The sequence below is a fragment of the Pseudolysinimonas sp. genome, from assembly GCF_031389465.1.
Taxonomy (GTDB): domain Bacteria; phylum Actinomycetota; class Actinomycetes; order Actinomycetales; family Microbacteriaceae; genus Pseudolysinimonas_A.
On sequence record NZ_JANMSQ010000137.1, the window covers coordinates 1 to 22233 of the forward strand.

20 protein-coding genes are annotated in these 22233 nt (G+C 66.3%); 9 read left to right on the forward strand and 11 right to left on the reverse strand.

From position 1 onward, the window contains the following. The first annotated feature begins 102 nt into the window (after positions 1-102). Positions 103-942, forward strand: coding sequence for a helicase-related protein (locus RMO30_RS05215; RefSeq protein ID WP_397427893.1), 840 nt, complete (start codon positions 103-105; stop codon positions 940-942). A 3-nt stretch (positions 943-945) separates the two neighbouring features. On the opposite strand, the gene RMO30_RS05220 is transcribed toward RMO30_RS05215, so the two are convergent. Further along, positions 946-1428, reverse strand: coding sequence for a nitroreductase/quinone reductase family protein (locus RMO30_RS05220; RefSeq protein WP_309710401.1), 483 nt, complete (start codon positions 1426-1428; stop codon positions 946-948). 115 nt (positions 1429-1543) lie between these two features. Between RMO30_RS05220 and RMO30_RS05225 the strand changes: the two genes are divergently transcribed. Both RMO30_RS05225 and RMO30_RS05230 read left to right on the forward strand, forming a co-directional pair. Further along, positions 1544-1756, forward strand: a complete 213-nt coding sequence (locus RMO30_RS05225; RefSeq protein ID WP_309710404.1) for a response regulator — start codon at positions 1544-1546, stop codon at positions 1754-1756. A 253-nt stretch (positions 1757-2009) separates the two neighbouring features. Further along, positions 2010-4031, forward strand: a complete 2022-nt coding sequence (locus tag RMO30_RS05230; protein ID WP_309710405.1) for a primary-amine oxidase — start codon at positions 2010-2012, stop codon at positions 4029-4031. Positions 4032-4101: 70 nt separating this feature from the next. On the opposite strand, the gene RMO30_RS05235 is transcribed toward RMO30_RS05230, so the two are convergent. The 7 genes from RMO30_RS05235 to RMO30_RS05265 all read right to left on the reverse strand — a co-directional run bounded on the left by RMO30_RS05235 (position 4102) and on the right by RMO30_RS05265 (position 13056). Next, positions 4102-5586, reverse strand: coding sequence for an APC family permease (locus tag RMO30_RS05235; protein WP_309710407.1), 1485 nt, complete (start codon positions 5584-5586; stop codon positions 4102-4104). A 353-nt stretch (positions 5587-5939) separates the two neighbouring features. Beyond that, a complete protein-coding gene (locus RMO30_RS05240) occupies positions 5940-7379 on the reverse strand; it encodes an NAD-dependent succinate-semialdehyde dehydrogenase (RefSeq protein WP_309710408.1) in 1440 nt (479 codons plus the stop codon). Continuing rightward, a complete protein-coding gene (gene hpaD, locus RMO30_RS05245; protein ID WP_309710411.1) occupies positions 7376-8455 on the reverse strand; it encodes a 3,4-dihydroxyphenylacetate 2,3-dioxygenase in 1080 nt (359 codons plus the stop codon). The genes RMO30_RS05240 and hpaD overlap by 4 nt, the downstream gene beginning before the upstream one ends. A 15-nt stretch (positions 8456-8470) precedes the next feature. Then, positions 8471-9967 carry a 5-carboxymethyl-2-hydroxymuconate semialdehyde dehydrogenase gene (gene hpaE / locus RMO30_RS05250; RefSeq protein WP_309710413.1) on the reverse strand — a complete coding sequence of 499 codons (1497 nt, stop codon included), beginning with the start codon at positions 9965-9967 and terminating at the stop codon, positions 8471-8473. Further along, positions 9964-10911, reverse strand: coding sequence for a 4-hydroxy-tetrahydrodipicolinate synthase (dapA, locus tag RMO30_RS05255; protein ID WP_309710414.1), 948 nt, complete (start codon positions 10909-10911; stop codon positions 9964-9966). Before dapA ends, hpaE begins: the two co-directional genes overlap by 4 nt. A gap of 10 nt (positions 10912-10921) precedes the next feature. After that, entirely contained in the window at positions 10922-11599 is a 678-nt protein-coding gene (locus tag RMO30_RS05260) for a GntR family transcriptional regulator (RefSeq protein WP_309710415.1), read from the reverse strand. Then, complete coding sequence (locus tag RMO30_RS05265; protein WP_397427894.1) at positions 11596-13056, reverse strand: fumarylacetoacetate hydrolase family protein; 1461 nt, start codon at positions 13054-13056, stop codon at positions 11596-11598. Before RMO30_RS05265 ends, RMO30_RS05260 begins: the two co-directional genes overlap by 4 nt. A gap of 129 nt (positions 13057-13185) precedes the next feature. Between RMO30_RS05265 and RMO30_RS05270 the strand changes: the two genes are divergently transcribed. Further along, entirely contained in the window at positions 13186-14154 is a 969-nt protein-coding gene (locus RMO30_RS05270) for a helix-turn-helix domain-containing protein (protein WP_397427895.1), read from the forward strand. A gap of 25 nt (positions 14155-14179) precedes the next feature. Here the strand turns inward: RMO30_RS05270 and RMO30_RS05275 are convergent, their stop codons facing one another. Then, positions 14180-14428, reverse strand: a complete 249-nt coding sequence (locus RMO30_RS05275) for a hypothetical protein (RefSeq protein ID WP_309710420.1) — start codon at positions 14426-14428, stop codon at positions 14180-14182. On the opposite strand from RMO30_RS05275, the gene RMO30_RS05280 reads away from it, so the two are divergent. Continuing rightward, the gene (locus tag RMO30_RS05280; RefSeq protein ID WP_309710421.1) at positions 14427-14726 is read left to right on the forward strand and encodes a hypothetical protein; all 300 of its coding nucleotides are present in this window, start codon (positions 14427-14429) and stop codon (positions 14724-14726) included. The genes RMO30_RS05275 and RMO30_RS05280 overlap by 2 nt on opposite strands. Next, positions 14723-15112: a nuclear transport factor 2 family protein gene (locus RMO30_RS05285; RefSeq protein ID WP_309710424.1), complete on the forward strand. Its 390-nt coding sequence runs from the start codon at positions 14723-14725 to the stop codon at positions 15110-15112. Before RMO30_RS05280 ends, RMO30_RS05285 begins: the two co-directional genes overlap by 4 nt. Before the next feature lie 15 nt (positions 15113-15127). On the opposite strand, the gene RMO30_RS05290 is transcribed toward RMO30_RS05285, so the two are convergent. Continuing rightward, positions 15128-15820, reverse strand: coding sequence for a helix-turn-helix domain-containing protein (locus tag RMO30_RS05290; RefSeq protein ID WP_309710425.1), 693 nt, complete (start codon positions 15818-15820; stop codon positions 15128-15130). A gap of 144 nt (positions 15821-15964) precedes the next feature. Between RMO30_RS05290 and RMO30_RS05295 the strand changes: the two genes are divergently transcribed. Together RMO30_RS05295 and RMO30_RS05300 are read left to right on the forward strand one after the other, a co-directional pair. Next, the gene (locus RMO30_RS05295; protein ID WP_309710426.1) at positions 15965-17374 is read left to right on the forward strand and encodes an aldehyde dehydrogenase family protein; all 1410 of its coding nucleotides are present in this window, start codon (positions 15965-15967) and stop codon (positions 17372-17374) included. Between the two features lie 488 nt (positions 17375-17862). After that, positions 17863-19752, forward strand: coding sequence for an FAD-binding monooxygenase (locus RMO30_RS05300; protein ID WP_309710429.1), 1890 nt, complete (start codon positions 17863-17865; stop codon positions 19750-19752). A gap of 250 nt (positions 19753-20002) precedes the next feature. Here the strand turns inward: RMO30_RS05300 and RMO30_RS05305 are convergent, their stop codons facing one another. Continuing rightward, positions 20003-20173, reverse strand: coding sequence for a hypothetical protein (locus RMO30_RS05305; RefSeq protein WP_309710431.1), 171 nt, complete (start codon positions 20171-20173; stop codon positions 20003-20005). A 140-nt stretch (positions 20174-20313) separates the two neighbouring features. Here RMO30_RS05305 and RMO30_RS05310 point away from each other — a divergent pair, with 140 nt between their 5' ends. Continuing rightward, the gene (locus RMO30_RS05310; RefSeq protein WP_309710433.1) at positions 20314-21762 is read left to right on the forward strand and encodes a hypothetical protein; all 1449 of its coding nucleotides are present in this window, start codon (positions 20314-20316) and stop codon (positions 21760-21762) included. Positions 21763-22233: the final 471 nt, after the last annotated feature.

The window sequence follows — 22233 nt, forward strand, 5'->3', positions numbered from 1 at the left end:
GTTCAGCGCCACGCTCGACAACGGCGTTGACAAGCTCGCCAACCGGTTCCTCTCGCGGCCGGTGAGTCACGGCGTCGACGCCCCCGGCATCCACAGGGCGCGATGGAGCACCACGTACTCGCCGCATCCGATGCCGCCGCGAAGAAGGACCTCGTCATCGCGCTCGCCTCCGGCACCGGCCGTCGCATCATGTTCACCCGCACCAAGCACGTCGCCAAGCGCTGGGCCCGCGACCTCACAGCCGCCGGCATCCCCGCAGCCGACCTCCACGGCAACCTCAGCCAGGGCCAGCGCGACCGCAACCTCGCCGAGTTCGCCGAAGGCACCACCCGGGTACTTGTCGCGACGGACATCGCGGCGCGCGGCGTTCACGTCGATGACGTCGAACTGGTCGTGCACATCGACCCGCCGGCCGAGCACAAGGCGTACCTGCACCGTTCCGGCCGCACCGCGCGGGCAGGCAAGGAGGGCGTCGTCGTGACCCTCGTTCTGCCCGAACAGCAGAAAGACCTCGCGGTCATGATGCGCAAGGCCGGCATCCAGGCGGCCGTGCAGCCCGTGACGGCCACGTCGCCCGCCGTGCGCGACCTGGTCGGCGAGGTAGCTGCGCATGTCAAGCCCGCCCCCAAGGCGCCGGCCCAGCCGCAGCGTGCGGCCAAGCCGCGCCAGTCGTCGGGTGGCCGCACCGGTCAGCAGATCGCGGGCGGTCAGCGCCAGCGTGATGGTCAGCGTTCGGGCTCGCGCCAGGGCGGGCAGACGAACCCGCGCCAGCAGCGTGGAGGCCTCGCCTGGTCGTCCGAGGGCGGTGGCGCCACTCAGCAGCCGCGCGCCGGCGAGGGCCAGCAGCAGCGCTCCGGCGGTCAGCAGCCGGGTGGTGGCGGTCGCCGTCGGCGCCCGTCGAACGGTCGCCCGGCAGCCGCAGGCGGCGGTCGCGGCCGCTAAGCCTCAGCTGGTCGGCCGCTCCCGCTCGAGCACGACAACCGGCGTCTGCGTCGTTCGCAGGGTCGCATAGTCGTCGAGACCCGGCCCGGGCTCGTACTGGCGGTAGCCGTCCCAGAGTCGCTGTCGCTCGGCACCGTGCGCCTCTCGAGCGATCACGGTGTGTTCGCCGTCAACGAGGTCGACGACCGCGCGCGGGTTCGCACGCAGGTTGTGCAGCCATGCCGGGTGCGGCTCCGCCCAGCCGTTCATCGCGATCGTGACGAGCGCATCGCCGTCGAGATAGTAGGAGACGATGGCGGCACGCTCGGCACCGCTCCGGCTCCCGATCGTACGCAGCCGCAGCATCCCGTAGTGCCCGGGCCGTGGGCGGCTGAGTCCCCGGCGTCCGCCGGTGACTCGGTAGATCGCCCGATGGATCGCCCAGGCGGCACGCACCACCCAACGCGGCGGGATGCGGGCGGCGGGGTTCGACGGTGGGGTGGGCATATGCCGAGTGTCAACTAAGCCAGACACTGTGTCAAGCTTTCTTTACATGCCCCGCGAGGGCGACCGAAGCTCGAGCTCGGTCGGAGCGGGCGTACGCTCAACGCAGGAGGTCGACATGGCAGGCAACATCCTCGGACGACTGGGCGGTGGGCCGCTCGACGGCCAGATCATCCCGCTCACGATCGACGACGTCACGCAGGCGGACGAAGAGCTCGTGCTCCCCTGGGACGCCGGACATCTCGTCTACCGCCGCGCCGGCGCACCTGAAAACACCGGCGAGCACGACGGCCCGACGACCGTGCCCTACCTGTTCGACACCCAGATGTAGGGTGACCAGCGCCGTCGTCGACGGCCATTTCATGGTCCTGAAGGACGCACCTCAGCCGAGGGGGCAGCCTCACGGTCGTTGCCTCAGGGGGTATGGCCGTTGACTATGCGTGACCGACGAACAACTCTGCCCTGTCACAGATCGCGGCCCGTGGGCAGACAGAGCACGTTCAGTCACACACCGTGCGCGTGGAGTCAAGCCGACGCTGCGAACAGCGAGCCCGTCGCTGCTACTTTCGAGGCGAGGTGATCGCATGTCGCATCATGAACATCCCGCGTCCGACCACGCGGGCGGCAACCCGGACATCGTACCGATCAAGTCGTCGGTCTTCGCGTCGCGGCATCCGCACGACCCGCTGACGGGCGATGAGATCGACCGCGCGCGCGAGATTCTGCTCGACTCCGGGCTCTTGGGCGCGACGATCCGTGTCCCCATGCTCTTGCCGCACGAGTACGAGAAGGATGAACTCGCGGCCTGGTCTCCCGGCGACGAGATCGATCGCCGCATCGACGTGACCCTGCTCGATGCGGCCACCGGGGCCGTGACCGAAGTGATCGTCTCGGTTACCCGCGGCGATGTCGTGCAGACGACCTCTCACGACACGACGACCGCACCGTATGGACAGCCGCAGTACCTGTTCGAGGAGTACGAGCGGGCGGCCGAGATCGTGAAGTCTTCCGCCGAATGGCAAGCCGCAATGACGCGGCGCGGTCTCACCGACCGCATGGAGCTCGCGTTCTGCTCGCCACTCGCTCCCGGTTTCGTCGGCAGGGCGAACGAAGTCGGACGTCGGGTGATCCGCTCGCTCACCTTTTTGCGCGACAGCGACGACGACATCGCGTGGGCGCACCCCGTCGAGGGGCTCATCGTGCATGTCGACCTCGTCGCGAACGCGGTCATCGGCATCGAAGACGACGGCGACGTACCGGTTCCGGCAGGCACAGGCAAGTACACCCCGGATGCCGTCGGCCCAGCTCGCACGACCCTCAAGCCCATCGAGATCACCCAGCCGGAGGGGCCGAGTTTCGCCGTCAACGGGTCGCTCGTCGAGTGGGAGAACTGGTCGCTGCGCGTCGACTTCAACTCTCGCGAAGGCCTCGTGCTGCACGACGTCGCGTTCGACGGCCGTCCCGTGTTGACCCGCGCCAGTGTGCCCGAGATGGTCGTGCCGTACGGCGACACCTCGCCGACACGCTTCTGGATCAGCTACTTCGACGCCGGGGAATACCTGCTCGGCAAGAACGCGAACCACCTCGAGCTCGGCTGCGATTGCCTCGGCGTCATCCACTACTTCGACGGTTACGTCGCCGATGACCACGGGCACGCGGTCAAGATCCCCAACGTCGTATGCATGCACGAAGAGGACTACGGCATCCTCTGGAAGCACACCGAGCCGGGGCCGGTCGGCGCACAGGTGCGGCGCTCCCGGCGGCTCGTGGTGTCGTACTTCTCGACGATCGGCAACTACGACTACGGCTTCTTCTGGTACTTCTATCTTGACGGCTCGATCCAGGTTGAGGCGAAGGCGACCGGCATCGTGTTCGTCGGCGCCGGACACCCCGGGTCGACGAGTCGGCACGCCCCGGAGATCGCACCCGGGGTCTTCGCCCCCGTGCACCAGCACCTGTTCAGCGCGCGCCTCGACGTCGCAATCGACGGCGAAGACAACCGGCTGGTCGAGATCGACGCCGTGCGCATCCCGATGGGCGACGACAATCCGTTCGGCAACGCGTTCACCTGGAGCGAGACACCGCTGCGCACCGAATCCGAGGCCCAACGCGTCGCCGACACCTCGGTCGCGCGGGTCTGGGAGGTGCAGTCGGCGTCGAAGAAGAACTACCTCGGCAAGCCGACCGCGTACCACCTCATCGCCCAGCCGACAGCGCTGCTGATGGCCGACCCCGCGTCGACGGTGGCCGCGCGGGCCGCCTTCGCGACCAAGCACCTCTGGGGCACCGCCTACGCCCACGACGAGCGCTGGCCCGGCGGTCGCTACCCGAACGCCCACCAGGGCGGTGCGGGCCTGCCCGCCTACACGGCCAGCGATCGCTCGATCGACGGCGAAGACCTCGTGCTGTGGCACACCTTTGGGCTCACCCACATCCCGCGCCCCGAGGACTGGCCCATCATGCCGGTCGACTACGCGGGGTTCTGGCTGAAGCCCTACGGGTTCCTCGACGTGAACCCAGCGATGGACGTTCCCGAGTCGACGCAGGCACATGCGGCCTCAGACGGCGGATGCGGCCAGGGCGCGGCCTGCACCTGCTCGCACTGACTCACCGTCTGCGGACGCGCAGAAGGGCGGATGCCCGCTGGCCATCCGCCCTTCTGCTATGCGTCTCGCGTCAGGAGGTCGGAACCTTCTCGTCGAACTTCTCCAGATCGGCGCTCAGGCCGGCGTAGATCGCCGGCTTGCGGCTCTTCAGGTAGACCGCGTAGATAAGTCCACCGACGAGCGCCGCGACCAGCAGCAGCGGCAGGACCTTGACGTACAGCGCCTCGGATCCCGCGACGAGCGGGAAGTTGAGGAGCGCCATCACGCTGAACAGCGCGAGCGACAGAAAGCCTACGCCCGGAGCGATGAACGTGCTCCACCAGCGGGTGTCACCCTTGCGGCGGAAGTAGACGACGATGGCGAGCGCGGCGATAGCCTGCACGATCATGACCGCGAGCGTACCGAAGCCGATACCCACGGGAACGAGCGTGAAGATCGGCGGGAGCGCGTTGCCATCGGGGTCGGTCTCGACGGCGATGGCGAAGATGCCGCCCACGATGAGCGCGAAGATCAGGTTGACCAGCAGAGCACGCTGCGGCGCGCCGTTCTTGTTGGTGTGCGCGAGTCCATGCGGCAACACCTTGGCACGGCCGAGCGCGAACAGATAGCGAGCGGCCGAGTTGTGGAACGCGAGCTGCGCGGCGAACAAGCTCACGACGAGCAGCACGAGCGTGATCGCGCCGATCACCGGACCCAGGTAGGTGTCGATGAGCACGAGCGTGAGGTCACCGGTCGCGAGGGCATCGAGAGCCGCCCCCTGCGCTCCGGGTACGCCGATGGCACTGACGATCGCCCAGCCGACAATCGCGTGCAAGACGCCAATGACGATGATCGCGGCGTAGGTGGCACGCGGGATCGTCGTGCGCGGCGTGCGCGCCTCTTCGCCGTAGAGTGCGGTGGCCTCGAAACCGATGAACGCCGTCGCGACGAGAAGCAGACCGATCCAGATGGACCCGCCGACGAGGACCTCGGGGCTGAGTGCGAGCGTGAACGCCTCGAGGCTGAATCCCGTCTGCACCAGAACGGACACGGCGAATGCGAGCAGGACGATGATCTCGAGCACGAGAGCGATTCCGAGCACGATCGAGCTCAAATGGATGCCCGCGCGAGCCAGCAGGAACGCCGCGATGCATAGCACGAGGCCCGCGAGGTACCAGTGCACCTCGATGCCGAAGAGGGAGGGCAGCACGACGGCTCCGGTGAAGAAGCCAATCGTTCCGAGCGCTCCGGCGACGAAGAAGTTATAGCCGAGCGTCGCGATGATCCCGGTCACGAGACCGGCCGGACGCCCGAGCCCCTTCACGGCGATGGCATAGAAGCCGCCTGCATTCACAAGGTCTTTGGTGATCTGCGCGTATCCGACCGCGAACAGCAGAAGGGAGACTGCGACGGCGACGACGAGCACCGGAATGCCGCCGCCATTGCCGAAGGCGATCGCGAGGGGGAGGACGACGATTCCCACGGTGAGCGGTGCGACGGCTGCCAACACCAGGAAGACGATGGCGGGAACGCCGAGCTGATTCGGCTTGAGACTTTCTTGCTGTGGAACAGACACGGGCTCTCCTTCATTTAAGGTGGAACCGATTCTCGCGGTCCTCACGGTTTACTCCGTTGTCCCCGTGCGCGCGACGCTTGACTGGCAGCGCACGGAGCCTCCCCCACATCCCGGCGCGTGCGAATGCAAGCGCTCCTTCATCGCTTTGAACGCGGACTCGCTCGCGCTCTCTTCGCCGACAGCGGCTCCGCGGCCAACCAACGTGCGAGCGACCGAGAAACGTGGCGCCAGCCCCGCGGAGAGCCGCAATCACCAGCGGGGTCGGCCCGCAGCGGCGGTCAGATCCTTAACCGGGAACGGCACGCCGAAAACACCACATTTTGCCTCCCGGGCCGGATGTCAGAGCCGTGGATTCAGCGCAGGCCGTTGGTAGCGAGGTACTTCGTCTCCAGGAACTCGAGGATGCCCTCGCTGGATCCTTCGCGGCCCAGGCCCGATTGTTTCATTCCGCCGAACGGAGCCGCGGGGTCGCTGATGACGCCGCGATTGACGCCCACCATGCCCGCGTCGATTCGGTTGGCGACATTCAGCGCTTCGCCTTCCGGTCCGAACACGTACGCGATGAGACCGAAAATCGAGTCGTTCGCCATCGCGACCACGTCGTCGGCGTCGTCGAAGCGCACCACCGCGGTGACCGGCCCGAAGATCTCCGTCTGGTTGATGGTCGACCCGTGCGCGACGCCGGTGAGCAGCGTGGGCGGGTAGAAGGCCCCCTCACCAGGGACTGACGCGCCGCCGAGCACGACGGTGGCGCCTTCGGTGACGGCGGTCTCCACCAGTGCGGCGACCTTGTCGCGTTCCTTGATCGAGACGAGCGCACCGAGGTTGTGGGATCGCTCAAGCCCGGGACCCGTCGTCATGGCCGAGAGTTTTGCCCCGAGCCTGGTCACGAATTCGTCGTGCAGTGACGTATGCACGTACAGGCGGTTGGCCGAGGTGCACGCCGACCCTCCGTTGCGCATCTTCGCCAACAGGGCACCGTCGACCGCAACCTCGAGATCTGCTCCGGGTAACACGATGAGCGGCGCGTTGCCACCCAGCTCCATGCTGGAGTTGATCACCGACTCCGCCGCCTGCTTCAGCAGCACTCGCCCCACCTCGGTCGAGCCGGTGAACGAGATCTTGCGGATCGCGGGATGCTGCATCATGCGCTCGACGGCGACAGCTGTCGGCACGGGGGTCACCAGGTTGACGACTCCTCGGGGCACTCCGGCGCGTTGGAGAACGTCGACCACGTAGGCCGCGGTCAGAGGTGTCTCCGTGGCGGGCTTGAGGACGGTGGTACAGCCCGCGGCGAGCGCCGGAGCCAGCTTGCGGGTCGCCATCGCGGCCGGGAAGTTCCACGGGGTGATGAGCAACGCGACCCCGATCGGCTGGTGAGTGACGATGATGCGCTTGTCGCCAGCGGGAGACGTGCGGTAGTCGCCGGGCACGCGCACAGCTTCTTCGGCGAACCAGCGAAAGAACTCGGTCGCATAGGTCGCTTCGGCGAGGGCGTCGCTCCACGCCTTGCCGTTCTCGCGCACCATGATCTCGGCGAAGTGCTCCTTCTCCGCGGTCAGAGTGTCGAAGGCCGTGCGCAGGATCTCGCTGCGCACGCGCGGTGCGGTCGTCGACCAATCCTCGAACGCGCGGGCGGCGGCATCGACGGCGGCTACACAGTCGTCTTCAGAAGCGATCGCGAAGTCGGCGACCGTGGACCCGTCCGACGGATCGACGACGGGGAATGTCGCCCCCGAGGAACCGGCCCGCCACTCACCATCGATGAAGAGACTCGATCGAAGGTCACTCATAGCTGGTTGCCGAGCTTGAAGCCCTGCTCGGTGTCGCCCTCGCGGGTGTACGAGAACCCGTCGGCGCCAATGGTGACGGCCATTTCGCTCGGTTCCTGGCGCTCCTCGACCGCGACGGGGTTGCCGTCGAGGTCGAGCACCAGGCTCGCCTCGGTGTACCAGCTGGGGACCACCGGGTTACCCCACCAGTCGCGACGCTGGTTGTCGTGCACGTCCCAGCGCACGACCGGATTGTCGGGATCGCCGGTGTAGTAGTCCTGCGTATAGATCTCGATCCGGTGCCCGTCCGGGTCGAGGATGTAGAGGTAGAAGGCATTGGAGACACCGTGGCGACCCGGCCCACGCTCGATGGCGTCGCTGCGTCGCAGAGCACCGAGCTTGTCGCAGATCGCCAGGATGTTGTGCTTCTCATGCGTTGCGAACGCGATGTGGTGCATCCGGGGACCCGCCCCACCGGTGAGGGCGGTGTCGTGCACCGTCGACTTGCGCCGCATCCAGGCGGCATACACGATGCCCTCGTCGTCCTCAATGTCCTCGGTCACACGGAATCCGACACCCTCGAGGTACTCGATGCCGCGCGGAACATCCGGGGTGACCTGGTTGAAGTGGTCGAGCCTCACGAGGGCGCCCGGGGTGTAGAGGTCGTACCGCCAGGCCAGACGCTCGACGTGCTCGACCTCATAGAAGAACTCGTAAGGGAAACCGAGCGGGTCAGTTACTCGCACGGCGTCGCCGATTCCGCGCACGAAGCCGCCGGGGCGTCGCTCGGTGCGGCAGCCCAGCGCCCGATAGTAGGTCTCGGCGTGGTCAACGTCTTCGGGAGTCCGCACCCGGAACGCGAGCACGGCCGCGGCAGCGATCGGCCCTTTGCGAAGGACGAGGTTGTGGTGGATGAACTCTTCGAGGGACCGAAGGTAAATGGTCTCGGCGTCTTCGTAGGTCACGGTGAGTCCGAGCACATCGACGTAGAACTCGCGCGAAGCGGCGAGGTCGGTCACGACCAGTTCGGCATACGCGCAACGCACGATGTCGGGAGGGGTCACGCCGGGGGCGGTGAGGGCGGGTTGGGAAGTCATCATCGAATCCTTGGATCAGGCCGCGCCGAAGCGCGGGGTGTGAACGGCGCCGAGCGTGATGTGCACGGCTTGTGAATCGGTGTAGAAGTCGATCGAGAGGTACCCGCCCTCGTGACCGAGCCCGGAGGCCTTCACCCCGCCGAACGGGGTGCGCAGGTCACGCACGTTGTGGGAGTTGAGCCACACCATTCCGGCTTCGACGTTCTGCGAGAACGAGTGGGCGCGCTTCAGGTCGTTCGTCCAGATGTAGGCCGCGAGGCCGTAGCGCACGCCGTTGGCGAGCTCCAGTGCCTCCTCGTCGGTGTCGAACGGGGTGATCGCGACGACCGGTCCGAAGATCTCCTCCTGGAAGATGCGCGCGTCCGGGGCGACGTCGACGAAGACGGTCGGCGAGACGTAGTTGCCGGTCGGCAGACCTTCCGGCCTCCCGCCACCCGCGACGAGTCGGCCCTCGGACTTGCCGATCTCGACGTAGCTCATGACCTTCTCGAAGTGCTCGGGGTGCACGAGCGCCCCCACTTCGGTCGCCGGGTCGTGCGGGTCGCCGACCACGATGTTCGCCGCCCGCGCCGCGTAGCGCTCGACGAACTCGTCGTAGATGCTGCGCTCGACGAGGATGCGGCTGCCGGCCGTGCAGCGCTCGCCATTCAGCGAGAACACCCCGAACAGAGTCGAATCGATGGCCGCGTCGAGATCGGCGTCCGCGAAGACGACGGCCGGGCTCTTGCCCCCGAGCTCCATCGACAGCCCCTTCAGCATGGGTGCCGCATTCCCGAAGATGATCTGCCCGGTTCGGCTTTCGCCGGTGAAGGAGATGAGCGGAACATCCGGGTGCTTCACCAGGGCGTCGCCAGCCTCCTCACCCAGGCCGTTGACCAGGTTGAAAGCACCCTGTGGCAGACCGGCTTCCTCGAAGATCGACGCCCAGAGGCTCGCCGATAGCGGGGTGAACTCGGCCGGCTTGAGCACGACAGTGCAGCCGGATGCCAGTGCGGGAGCCAGTTTCCAGCTCTCGAGCATGAAGGGCGTGTTCCACGGGGTGATCAGCCCGGCCACGCCGATCGGCTTGCGGTTGACGTAGTTCACCTGAGCACCGGGCACCTTGTAGGTGTCGTCGGCCTGCGCCACGACGAGGTCGGCGAAGAACCTGAAGTTCTCGGCCGCGCGCTGTGCCTGACCCAGAGCCTGGGTGATCGGTAGGCCCGTGTCGAAGGTTTCGAACTCGGCGAGGTGGGCATCTTGGGCTTCGACAGCGTCGGCCACCTTATTCAGGATGCGCGCACGATCGCGCGGCTTCATCCTCGGCCACGGCCCCTCCTTGAACGCGCGAGTGGCCGCGGCAACGGCAAGGTCGACGTCGGCCTTCTGCCCGGCGGCGGCCTTCACGTAGTTCTCGTTCGACACCGGATCGAGGACATCGAAGGTGCCGCCGTCCACGCTGTCGACGAAACGGCCGTCGATGTAGTGCTGGATGCTCGTCGGCAGCCCCGCAGGGACGTGGTGCGTGGTCATGCTCGTGCTCCGATCTGGAAGTCGCCAACGGGGGTCAAGTACTGCTCGCCTTCGGCCATCAGTGCGCGAATCTTCGTGAGGCCTGCCTCGGTCGGCGTGATGAGCGGAGGCCGCACGAAACCAGAGCGGATCAGCCCCTGCTGTTCGAGCACCCACTTTCCGGGCGCGGGGTTGGTCTCGACGAACAGCAGGTCGACCAGGGGGTGAAGCCCGTAGTGGATCTCTCGGGCGCCTTCGAGGTCTCCCGCCTCCCACAGCTCGTACATGCGAGCATGCGCCGCGGGCGCGATGTTGGCCGTGGCGCTCAGGAATCCAGCCCCACCGAGCGCGAGCAGCGGCAGACACAGTAGCTCGATCCCCGACCAGACGATGAGGTCGCGGCCGCACAGTTGGATCACGCGCGAGAAGTGCTCGAAATCCTTCGTGGTCTCTTTGATTCCGACGAAGTTGGGCACGTCGCGGTAGAGCCGCGCCACGGTCTCGGGATCGATGTCGACCGCCGTGCGCGACGGCACGTTGTAGGCGATGATCGGCAGGTCGGGGAACTCTGCAGCGACGGTGCGATACCAGACGTAAAGCGCTTCCTGGGTCGGCCGCGAGTAGTAGGGCGTGATGATGAGCGAGGCATCGATGCCGAGCTCGACGGCCGCCGCTGTCAACTCGATCGTCTCGTGCAGCTGGGCCGTGCCGGTGCCGACGACGACCGGCACGCGTTCGGCCACCGTCTCGGTGACCGTCTTGATCGCGGCGATGCGCTCCTCGACGCTCTGCGCGCCCGGTTCACCGGTCGAGCCGCCGATCGAGACACCGTGGGTGCCGCTGGCGATCTGCCACTCGATGAGGTTGGCGAGACTGAGGTGATCGACGGCGCCGTCCTCGGTGAACGGCGTCATGAGCGGCACGATCGAGCCGCGGAGTTGGGTGGGGTCGTTTCGGTAACGCATGAGATTCCTTTCAGTGACGATGGGCGGCCTGATAGGCCACCACTGCGTCGAGGGTGCGGATACGGTGCACTCGCGCGGCGAGTTCGATGTCGAGAGCGGGTGCTCCCGCTGCGATGAGGTCAAGGATTTCGTCGTGTTCGCGCACGGACTCAGCCGCGCGACCGGGTACGAAACTGAACGAGCTGTCGCGCAACACGCGCAGTCGCGCCCATCCCCGGTGTACGAGATCCAAGAGGTGCGGATTCGGACAACCCTCGAAGAGCACCGAGTGGAACTCGAGGTTCAGGTCGGTGAACTGGTGGGGGTGGAAGTCGGTCAGGGTCGACTTCATCCGATCGTTGATATCCCGTGCCCGAGCGATCTCGTCGGGCCCGATCTGCCTGGCCGACAGCGCCGTGGCCGCGCCTTCGACGATGCTCAGAGTCTGCATGGTGTTGACGTACTCGTCTTCGTCGATCAGCGCGACCTGAGCACCGACATTCCGCTCGAACGTCACGAGTCCTTCCGACTCGAGCAGTCGGATCGCCTCACGCACCGGCACGACGCTGATGTTGAGCTCCCGCGCGATCGACCCGAGAACGAGACGGTATCCCGACACGTAGGTGCCGTTGGCGATGTTCGATTTGATCCAGGCGTACGCGAGCTGCGACTTGCTCGGCGCGACGGCCGCTGCAACGGTGTCGGTCATTCGGTCCCCCCCTCGTATCGGGCCCGCCACTCGGCGTTCATCGGGTACAGACCCTTCACCGAAGCCCCGCCGTCAACCTGTTGGGCGATGAACCGCTCTTCGCGCTCCTGCTCGATCGAATCGACGACGACTTCTCGAACGAGATGCGGAGGGATGACCAGCACGCCGTCGTCGTCGCCGACGATGACGTCGCCCGGCTGCACGGTCGCGCCGCCACACGCGACGGTGACGTCGGTCTCCCACGGAACGTGTCGTCGGCCGAGAACTGCCGGGTGCGGCCCGGCCGAGAAGCTCGGGATGTCGAGCGCTGCGACGGTCGCGAAGTCACGGATGCCACCATCGGTCACAATGCCGGCTGCCCCCAGCGTCTGGGCACGCAACGCGAGGATGTCGCCCACGGTGCCGGTGCCGACCTCGCGACGCGCGTCGATCACGAGAACGTCGCCCGGACCGAGGGAGTCGAAGGCTCGCTTCTGGGCGTTGAAACCGCCGCCGTGTTCGGCGAACAGATCGGGGCGAAACGGGACGAATCGCAGGGTGCGCGCGCGTCCGACGAGTCGAGCCCCCGCCTGGTTCGAGTGCACGCCGTCGATCGAGACGTCGTCGTAGCCGCGCTTGCGCAGCTGAGCGCTGAGGGTTGCGGTGCTCACACTGCCCAGGCTGGCCCGCAACTCCTCGTCGAGTTCGAACTCCGCCGGGAGCCCTGCCGCCTCGCGGCTCCCCCAGGCTTCGGTGCGCTGCAGGTCGTCGACCTTGGGGCCTGCGCCGAAGTCGCCGAGGGCGTACGTACCTTCAACAATCGGGGTGACCAGTCGTCCCGTGGTCGGGGTGCCGGGGGAGTTGGGCGCGTCGACCTCGACCTCGACGATGTCGCCGGGAACGACAACGCTGGCACCGGCCGGGGTGCCGGTGAGGATGACATCCCCCGGCTCGAGGGTGATCAGTTGCGAGAGATCCGCGACGAGGCGGCCGAACGGAAAGACCAGTGCTGCCGTCGTGTCGTCCTGAACCAGCTCGCCGTTAACCCAGGTACGCAACCGAAGCGCCGCGGGGTCGATTCCTTCGGCCGGAATCAGCCCGGGGCCGAGCGGGGTGAAGCCGTCTCCACCCTTGGACCGAAGATTGGAGCCCTTGTCGGCCCAGCGCAGGTCATACACCCCGAAGTCGTTAGAGGCCGTCACGGCGGCAACGGCGGCCCATCCCTCGTCGGGTGTCACCCGGCGGACGGTGCGGCCGATGATCAGCGCGACCTCGCCCTCGAAGGCGAGAAGCTCGGTGCCGGCCGGTCGCTCCAGTGGAGCCCCGGACTCGGCGATCGAACTCGAGGGCTTGAGGAAGTATGAAGGCTGCTCCGGCGCTCGACCACGCTGCGCGATGCGCGAGGGGTAGTTGAGGTGCAGGGCGATGACCTTGCCCGGCCGGGTGATGGCCGTCGCGAGAGGGGGCTTGCCAGACATGGACATCCTTGTCGTATATACTATATCTGAAATCATATATGATTTTGACGGGAAGGCAAGGGTTATGCTGGCCTTCCCGGTCGGCTACCCTCCGAACTCGGGGATCTCACTACTACAAGGCGGTAATGAGTGGACCTTGGCCTCCCGCCCGTAGCCACGGGCCGCGTACACACCTCGGTGTCGCACAGTTTCCGGGACTACCGCCAGGCAGTCGTCGAGTCGTTCGTCCCACTCGACGTCTCCCGAATCAACTCCGATCCGTTCTGGGGACGCCTGCGAAGCGTCGACTTCGATGACGCTCACGTCCACGAGGTCACTGCTTCCGCACACGTCGTCCAGCGCACCGAATCGTTGATCACTCGCAGTGACCCACGCTTCTACAAGGCCAGCCTCCAGGTTTCGGGTACCGGACTGCTCATCCAGGATGGCCGTGAAGCCGTTCTCCAACCAGGCGACCTTGCGATCTATGACACTGCCCGCCCGTACTCCCTGGTGTTTGAGGAAGACATGCGGATGCTCGTGCTCATGTTCCCGCGCGAACAACTGGGGCTACCGCCCGAGATGATGCGTCAGCTGACGGCGCACAGGTTTTCAAGTGACTCCGGCCTCGGCGCGATGATCATCCCGTTCCTGCAGAACGTGTCGCAGAACCTCGACAGGGTCGGCGGTGTTACGGGACCTCGACTGGTTCGCACCGCGATCGACCTCATCACGACGATGTTCGCGAACGAGCTGGATCTCGAGGCTCGCCCACGGGACAGCCATCAGCTGCTCATGCAACAGATTCGGCACTACATCGAGGCGAACCTCAGCTCGGCGGACCTGGGTCCGACCCAGATCGCGGCGGCTCACTTCATCTCGACGAGACACTTGCACGGCTTGTTCCGCCAGAAGGGCACGACGGTATCGACCTGGATCCGTGAGCGCCGACTCGAGAACTGTCGTCGCGACCTCATCGACCCCCTCAACGCGCACATCTCGGTAGGTGCTGTCGCCTCACGCTGGGGCTTCGTGGAAGCCGCGCATTTCTCACGCGTGTTCAAGGCAGCCTTCGGGATGTCGCCCAGCGAACTGCGGGCGCACAGCTACGAGAGCTGAACGCCCGAGGACTCCTTGCTCTCTCTCAGTCAAAGGACGTTCGGCGCGCGACAAGTGCACCGAGCCGGGTGCTCGGGATGCTGGAGCCATGGGGCGACGCAGCTCCATGGCTCCACCCGCTGAAGGAGTACCCATGGTCACCCCGACCGAGCAGACCATCTCCCGCCAGGTCGCGTGTCCTCAGCGCGGCGGCGACACCGTTGTTGTCGTCGGGCCCGGTCGGCATCCTGATCTCGGCCGCCGCGAAGATCGCGGGTGCGTCGCGGGTCGTCATGGTCGGCACCCGACAGAGTCGGCTCGACCTCGCCCAGCGCTTCGGCGCCGACCGCAACCTGCTCACGCGCGAGATCGACGTGCTGCCGGCCTTCCTCTCGGCGAGGGGATGCGAGCCGTTGATCGCCGCGCTCACCGACGGTTCCCATCCTTGTGCAGAATTCGTCACGCACCGCTTCACGCTGGAGCAGGCGCGCGAGGCGTACGACGTCGCGCGAAAAGCACGACGTCATCAAGGCCGTGCTGGTCCTCTCGGACTGATACGCCATCCCATCCCACTTAAGGAGACGCAACCGTGAAGAGCCCGCGCGAGATCATTGAATCGCACTACGCCGCAGGTGAGCGCGGCGACCTACCCGGCATGATGGCCGATTTCGCTGCGGACATCGTCTGGACCGAGGCCGCCGGTTTCCCGATCGCCGGAACCTATGTCGGCACCGACTCGGTACGCGACAACGTGTTCATCGCCCTCGCCACGGATTGGGACGGCTGGTCCGTTGCGATCGATGAACTCGTGGTGGACGGTGAGACCGTGGTCGGACTCGGCACGTACACCGGAACGAACAAGTCGACCGGCAAGGCGGTCAGCACGCGCGTTGCCCATGTCTGGCGGGTGCGGGACGGCAAGGCAGTGCGGTTCGAACAGATCACCGACACCGCGGAAGTCATCGACGCGATGTCGTGACGCCGATCGGGTGAGTTACCGCGCCGCCCGCGCGATGGTGTCTGCCGCGGCCCGCACGCGCTCGCCGATCGACCGGTCGTTTGCTCCCGAGACGAAGAGCACGGCGATCGCCGCAGGCAGGGCATTCGCAACGGGGGCCGCGATCGCCGTGACCCCGGGGATGACTTCGCCGTGCGACGACGCGTAGCCGGCCTCGCGCGCCGACGCGACCTCGTCGGTCTCCGGAGCGGCGATTCCGTGCGACAGTCGGTCGTCGCTGCTCAGGAGCGTCTGAATGGCGATCCCGGGAGCGCCGACGAGCACCGAGTGTCTGCTGCCCGGGCGCTGCGCGATCGACGCGACCGGCGTGCGGGGCTCCGTCGTCAGCAGCGTGACGCACTCCGAGCGGTCGAGTACGACGAGGAACGCCGTCATCCCGAGTTCGTCGGCGAGCCGTTGGAGTTCGGGCCGAGCCGCAGACTGTAGGTCGGTGGCGACACTGCGGGCCAGCGTCGCCACATGCGGACCGATCGCGTAGAGTCCTGCCGCGTCGCGGACCACGAGCGAGGAGTCCTCCAGGGTTCTCACCAGCCGGTACGCCACCGAACGGTGCACGCCCAATCCGTCGGCGAGGCCGGCGACCGACATCGGCCGGGCAGCGTCGGCCAGCAGATCGAGGATGCGCAACCCCCGGGCCAGGGTCTGCGACGGAGATGAGTCGCTCGGCATGACCTCATTCTCGCGTATGGCGACCGAGCTGCCGACTGCGCGCTGACGGACACGCGGCGTGCGCGTACGGTCAAGCGCTTCCGCGCTCGATCTCGTGATGCTGGAAGGGCTGTGTTCCCCACGGCACTCATTGAGGAGGAAGTCATGTCGGAATACGTCGATCTGCTGGCGCGCGTGGCGGCCCCAGCCAACGAGGGTCGCACCATCACTGACCCCGCCACCGGCGAGGCCGTCGGGTCCGTCCGCGAGCAGTCGGTCGCGGACCTCGAGGCGGCGATCGCTGCGGCGAAGGCCGCTCAGCCCGCCTGGGCAGCTCTCGGGCACGCGAAGCGAATCGAGCTGCTGAACGCAGTCGCCGACCGCATCGACGCACAGGCCGAGCCGCTCGCCGAGCTGCTCTCGCGCGAGCAGGGTAAGCCGCTGAACGGCCCCAATGCGCGGTTCGAGGTCGGAGCCTGTTCCGCGTGGCTTCGGGCGACCGCTGCCACAGTTCTCGAGCCCGAGGTCGTCGTCAACGACGGCCAGACGAACGCCGTCTTGACGTACAAGGCCCTCGGCGTCGTCGGTGCGATCGGACCGTGGAACTGGCCGCTGATGATCGGCATGTGGCAGATGGCCCCGTCCCTGCGGATGGGCAACACCGTCGTCATCAAGCCGTCGTCGAACACGCCGCTGAGCGTGTTGGCGCTCGTGTCGATCATGAACGAGGTGCTGCCGCCCCACGTACTCACCGCCGTCTCGGGCAACCGGGAGGTCGGCTCGCGGCTCGCCGAGCACCCCGACGTCGCCAAGGTGATGTTCACGGGCTCGACGGCTGCCGGGCGGGAGATCATCAAGAGCTCGGCGAACAACCTCGCCCGCCTCACCCTCGAACTCGGCGGCAACGACGCCGGCATCGTCCTGCCCGGTACCGACCCGCAAGCCATCGCCGAGAACCTGTTCTGGGGGGCGTTCATCAACACCGGTCAGACCTGTGCTGCGCTCAAGCGCCTCTACGTGCACGACTCGATCTACGAGGAGGTCATCGCGGCCCTCAAGGGTGTGGCGGAGAAGATGCCGATGGGCAACGGCCTCGATGAGGCCAACGTGCTCGGCCCGGTGCAGAACAAGAAGCAGTTCGACATCGTGTCGGGACTCGTCGAAGACGCGAAGTCGCGTGGCGGCCGGGTGATCACCGGCGGAGCCGCGGCCACCGAGCTCGGGGAGCTGTTCTACCCGATTACCCTGATCGCCGATCTCAAGGACGGCGACCCGCTCGTCGACGAGGAGCAGTTCGGGCCGGCTCTGCCGATCATCCGGTACTCGGATGTCGAGGACGCGATCGCCAGCGCCAACGGCCTCGAGCAAGGTCTGGGCGCGTCGGTTTGGTCGGCGGACCCGAAGCAGGCGCGCGAAGTCGCTGCCCGCCTCGAGGCGGGTACGGTCTGGATCAACTCGCACGGCGGCGTGCACCCCATGGCGCCGTTCGGTGGCGTCAAGGCGTCGGGTTACGGCCTGGAGTTCGGGGTCGAAGGACTCAAAAGCGTGGCGGTTCCCCAGGTCATCAACGGTTGACCGACAGCATCGAAAGGGTCCCGGTTCACACGAACCGGGACCCTTTCGCACATCCGCAAAATCGGTTGAACGTCGGGATACACCACCGCGCCGAGGGGGTAGACGCACCCGCCTCCCTGCGCGTGCTCGGTGTCGCCGTCGGCGTTCAGGCCGAGGAAGATGCCCGTGGTCCTGAGCTGATAGCCCGATCGTGCAGCCACACGCTGGCGACGGGAATCTTGAACTCTCGGAAGCAGAACAGAGATAGCCCGGTATCGAACTGGTGGAAGCTCGACCCGTCCGAGAGGGTCAGAGCCACGGCCTGCCCTGTCAGGTCGACCGATGGCAGACGGAAGTCGGCGAGGACGTCCGCGAAGTCGTCGTAGCGGAGCCACTGGTCGCTCCCGGAACGACTGCTTGCCGAGCGACCCAGCTCCGTCTACAGTGGATCGTTATCTGAACCCTATATTCGATTATCGAACTATCGCAGCGCAGCGAGGAGCCCAACGATGCAGTTTCACCACAACGGGTACGTTTCGGGAGACCCCCGCATCCAGCCAGCGGCTGGCGCCGGACTCGATCGCCCCGAAGAACTGCCCGACGAGGTCGATGTACTCATCGTCGGTGCCGGGCCGGCCGGAATGATCGCCGCCGCCCAACTGGCGCAGTTTCCGAACATCACGACACGCATCATCGAACGCCGTGACGGCCGCCTCGCCATCGGGCAGGCCGATGGCATCCAAGCCCGTAGCGTCGAGACATTTCAGGCGTTCGGGTTCGCGGACCGCATCACGGCCGAGGCCTACCGCATCACCGAGATGGCGTTCTGGAAGCCCGATCAGGTCGATCCGTCGCGCATCGTGCGCACGGCGCGCGCCATCGACGACGAGCAGGGCGTCAGCGAGTTTCCCCACCTGCTGGTGAACCAGGCCCGCGTCCTCGACTATTTCGCGGAGGTGATGGTCAACTCTCCCACCCGCATGACGCCCGACTACGGCTGGGAGTTCACGGGCCTCGAGGTCACCAACGACCCGGAATATCCGGTGCACGTCACCCTGAAACGCTCGACCGCGGACAGTACTGGCCTGAGCCGCACCGTGCGCGCGAAGTACGTGCTCGGCGGCGACGGCGCCCGCAGCCGGGTGCGCGAAGCGATCGGCTGCACGCTCGACGGTGATCAGGCCAACCATGCCTGGGGCGTCATGGACGTACTCGCGGTCACCGACTTCCCCGACATCCGCATGAAATGCGCCATCCAATCGACGTCGGGAAGCATCCTGCTCATCCCTCGTGAGGGAGGTCACCTGTTCCGCATGTACGTCGATCTCGGCGAGGTCGAGGAAGGGCGCGAGAAGACTGTGCGCGCCACGACGATCGACCAGGTGATCGCGAAGGCCAACGACATCTTGCACCCGTACCACCTGGATGTGAAGAACGTGGCCTGGAACAGCGTGTACGAGGTCGGGCACCGGCTCACCTCGCGCTTCGACAACGTGCCGCCCGAAGCCATCGGTACCCAGACCCCGCGGGTCTTCATCGCGGGCGACGCCTGCCACACCCACAGCGCCAAGGCTGGTCAGGGCATGAACGTCTCGATGCAGGACGGCTGGAATCTTGGCTGGAAACTCGGCCACGTGCTCGAAGGTCGGAGCCCGGAGGCTCTGCTGTCCACCTACTCGGCGGAGCGCAAGGTGATCGCCAAGAATCTCATCGACTTCGACAAGGAATGGTCGACGCTGATGGCGACTAAGTCGGAGGATCTGCCCGAACCGTCGTATCTCGAGGAGTTCTACGTCCGCACGTCCGAGTTCCCCGCGGGGTTCATGACCGAATATGCCCCCTCGATGCTCGTCGCACCGAACACCCACCAGGCGCTAGCCACCGGCTACCCGGTCGGCAAGCGATTCCGCTCGGCCCTGGTTCGCCGCGTCTGCGACGGTAACGACCTGCAGCTAGGGCACCTCGCCACGGCCGACGGCCGCTGGCGGATCTACGTGTTCGCCTCGGCCGGGGCCGACTCCGACGGTCTGCTCGCCGAGTTCGGCAGGTGGATGACGGAATCACCAAACTCCCCACTCGGAGTGACTCCGCCCAACGTCGACCCCGACGCATGGTTCGACGTCAAAGTGATCTACCCCCGGCTGCACACCGACGTCGACATCACAACGGTGCCGCTCGTCTTCCGACCGCGGGTGGGCACGCACCGGCTCTTCGACGACGAAAAGGTATTCGCAATCGAACCGAGTGACGACATCTTCGAACAGCGCGGGATCGACAACAGCGGGGTGGTCGTCGTCGTGCGTCCCGACCACTACGTCTCTCACGTCCTGCCGCTGTCGGCGACCGACGAGCTCGGCGCCTTCTTCCGACCCCTGCTCGGAGTTCGGCAGACGACGTAATGATGGTTGATCCAACCTTCCGACCGTCGCTCTTCGCGGGCAAGGTCGCCGTGGTGCGAGCGCCCTCTCGGTGCTGATCACCGCGTCGGTGTTCGCCCCGGCCGCCTGCACTCCCTCCGAGTTCGGCCGCCGGTGAGGCTCACCGCTATCGCGGCGCCGTCAGCGGTGCCCTTGAGGCCGCCGAGGTGATCGACGAGGATGCCTGCCGCACAGAACTCGCGTCCTCGGGCACACCCCGGAACCCGACACGCTAAACAGAACCCTGCTCGTCGAGTGGGCCAACGTGACGCTGGGTCTGGATGCCGACTTCACCCTCCCTGGCGACCGGGTGCCGTACCGACGCCCAGATCTGACGACCCAGACCGTCGATACCGAACGAGACACCTGACCCGCCACTGATGCGACCCGTGTCGCGAGACATCCGCTCATCGCTTGCTTCTGCACCAATCCTCCGGGCCATTCAGCGTGCGTTCAGCCGCAGCCTCCCGCGTTCAGCGCGGCGTCAGCATCTCCGAAATAGCGTGCCGACATCATCCTGATGCTCATCATGTGGAGGCAAAAATGTTCACCAGCAACGTGACGTTCCGCGGGTCGGACAACGCGACCAAGCGTCGCACGATCTCTCGGCGGGGTGCTCTCGTTATCGCATCCACCCTTCCCCTCGCGCTCGTGGCATGTACCGCCCCCGGGGTGAGTGGGCCGGTCACCGGCACGGGATGCGGGGACTCGACTGAGACCGAGATCGCCCAGCCCACGGCAGCTCAGCTTGAGGCGGCGGGGTTCGAGTCCTATCCGCTCGCACCCGACTCCGACCGCGTCGACCTCACCGCAGCGGCATTTTCGCAGAGCACGGAGGTCACGAACCCGCTGTTCCCGATCGCCGAGTTGGAGTCCGCCGTGCTCAACGGACACGTCGGCGGACAAGCGTTCAGAACCGAAACCACCCTGATGAACCAAACCAGCATCATTCAGTGGCTTCCGGGGCAATGCGTCACGACCCTCACGTCGCAGTACGCCGCCTACCTCGACGGACGCATCGAAGAGGTCGCGCTCGACCACTACGCCCAGGCCGACGACGGCTCGGTGTGGTACCTCGGCGAAGAGGTTTACAACTACAAAGACGGGGTGATTGCTGAGACTGCGGGAACCTGGCTGGCCGGCAAGGACGGCCCGGCGGCAATGATCATGCCCGGCGAGCCAGAGGTAGGACAGGCCTTTCGCCCCGAGAACATCCCGGGGATGGTTTTCGAGGAGGTCATCGTCACGAGTGTGGACGCGGTCGTCGAGGGACCCAGCGGTGAAGTGCACGATGTTCTGATCGCAACCGAGGTGCACTCCGACGGCTCACTCTCCGAGAAGTTCTTCGCGCCCGGCTACGGCGAGTTCTCTTCCACCCATGAGGGGGATCTCGAAGAGATGGCAATTGCGGTGCCGACCGACTCGCTCCCCACCCCGGCCCCCCAGACGCTCACGACGATGCGTGACGATGCGCTTGCCGCTTTCAACGCGGCCGGCACTGACAACTGGAGCGAAGCGACCGCGGCTCTCGAACGGGTGACCGCAGCCTGGGAAGCTCACAAGACGGCGGGCGGCATCCCGCCTCGACTGGTGGCTCCGACAGACACCGCCGTGGCCCTTCTCGCCGAGGAGATCACGTCCACGAACCGGCATCAAGCACGAGACGCTGCCATCGAGCTGCTGCAGGCCAGCCTGGACCTGCTCTTGCAGTTCCAGGCTCCCGCCGAGATCGATCTCAGCCGGTTCCAGTTGTGGGCTCATCGAGCCATCGCTGACTCCGAAGCAGCCAATCTCGGTGGCGTGGTAGGCGATGTGACGGTACTCGAATGGATTCGGGACCGGATAGCCCCCACCTTCTCGCCCCTCGACCTGACCCGCATCGACCTCCTGCTCGAGGAGCTTCGCTCGACCACGAGTGACGGCGATCTGGCCGCTGTCGCTGCGACGGCCGCTGAACTGTTGCGAACTGTGGAAGCCAGCAGGGCGGCCTAGTCTCGGATGTCTCCGCCGGGGTGGCCGGATGCCCCACTTCGGCTGACCGCGCCTACCGGGGCAACCGACAACGAGAGCCCGGTCGATGGGCGACCCCCAGCTGACGAGAAACCCATGTCGGCGAGACATCCCATTTGGTGGGGGTACTGCGAAGTTACTGCAATCGAGAGAGGGAGACTTCTGACCTCTGTTCCTTGATGGATGAGGCCTTGTCTAGCACTCCGCGGTTGCGATCTCGCACCCCTGGTGCTTCTCCACGCCCGAAGAAGCTTTCTTCATCCATTGTATCAAAGCTGGTTTTGGCCTATTCAGAAGGCATGGCCATCCACGAGATAGCCAAGGAGTTCAAAGTCAACCGAGTCACGGTGAGTAAGCATCTTGATCGAGCTGGCGTGACCAAGCGACCACAGAGCATGAGCGCGGCGCAGATCGATGAGGCCGTCCAGGATTACGCCGCGGGCGAGTCGCTGG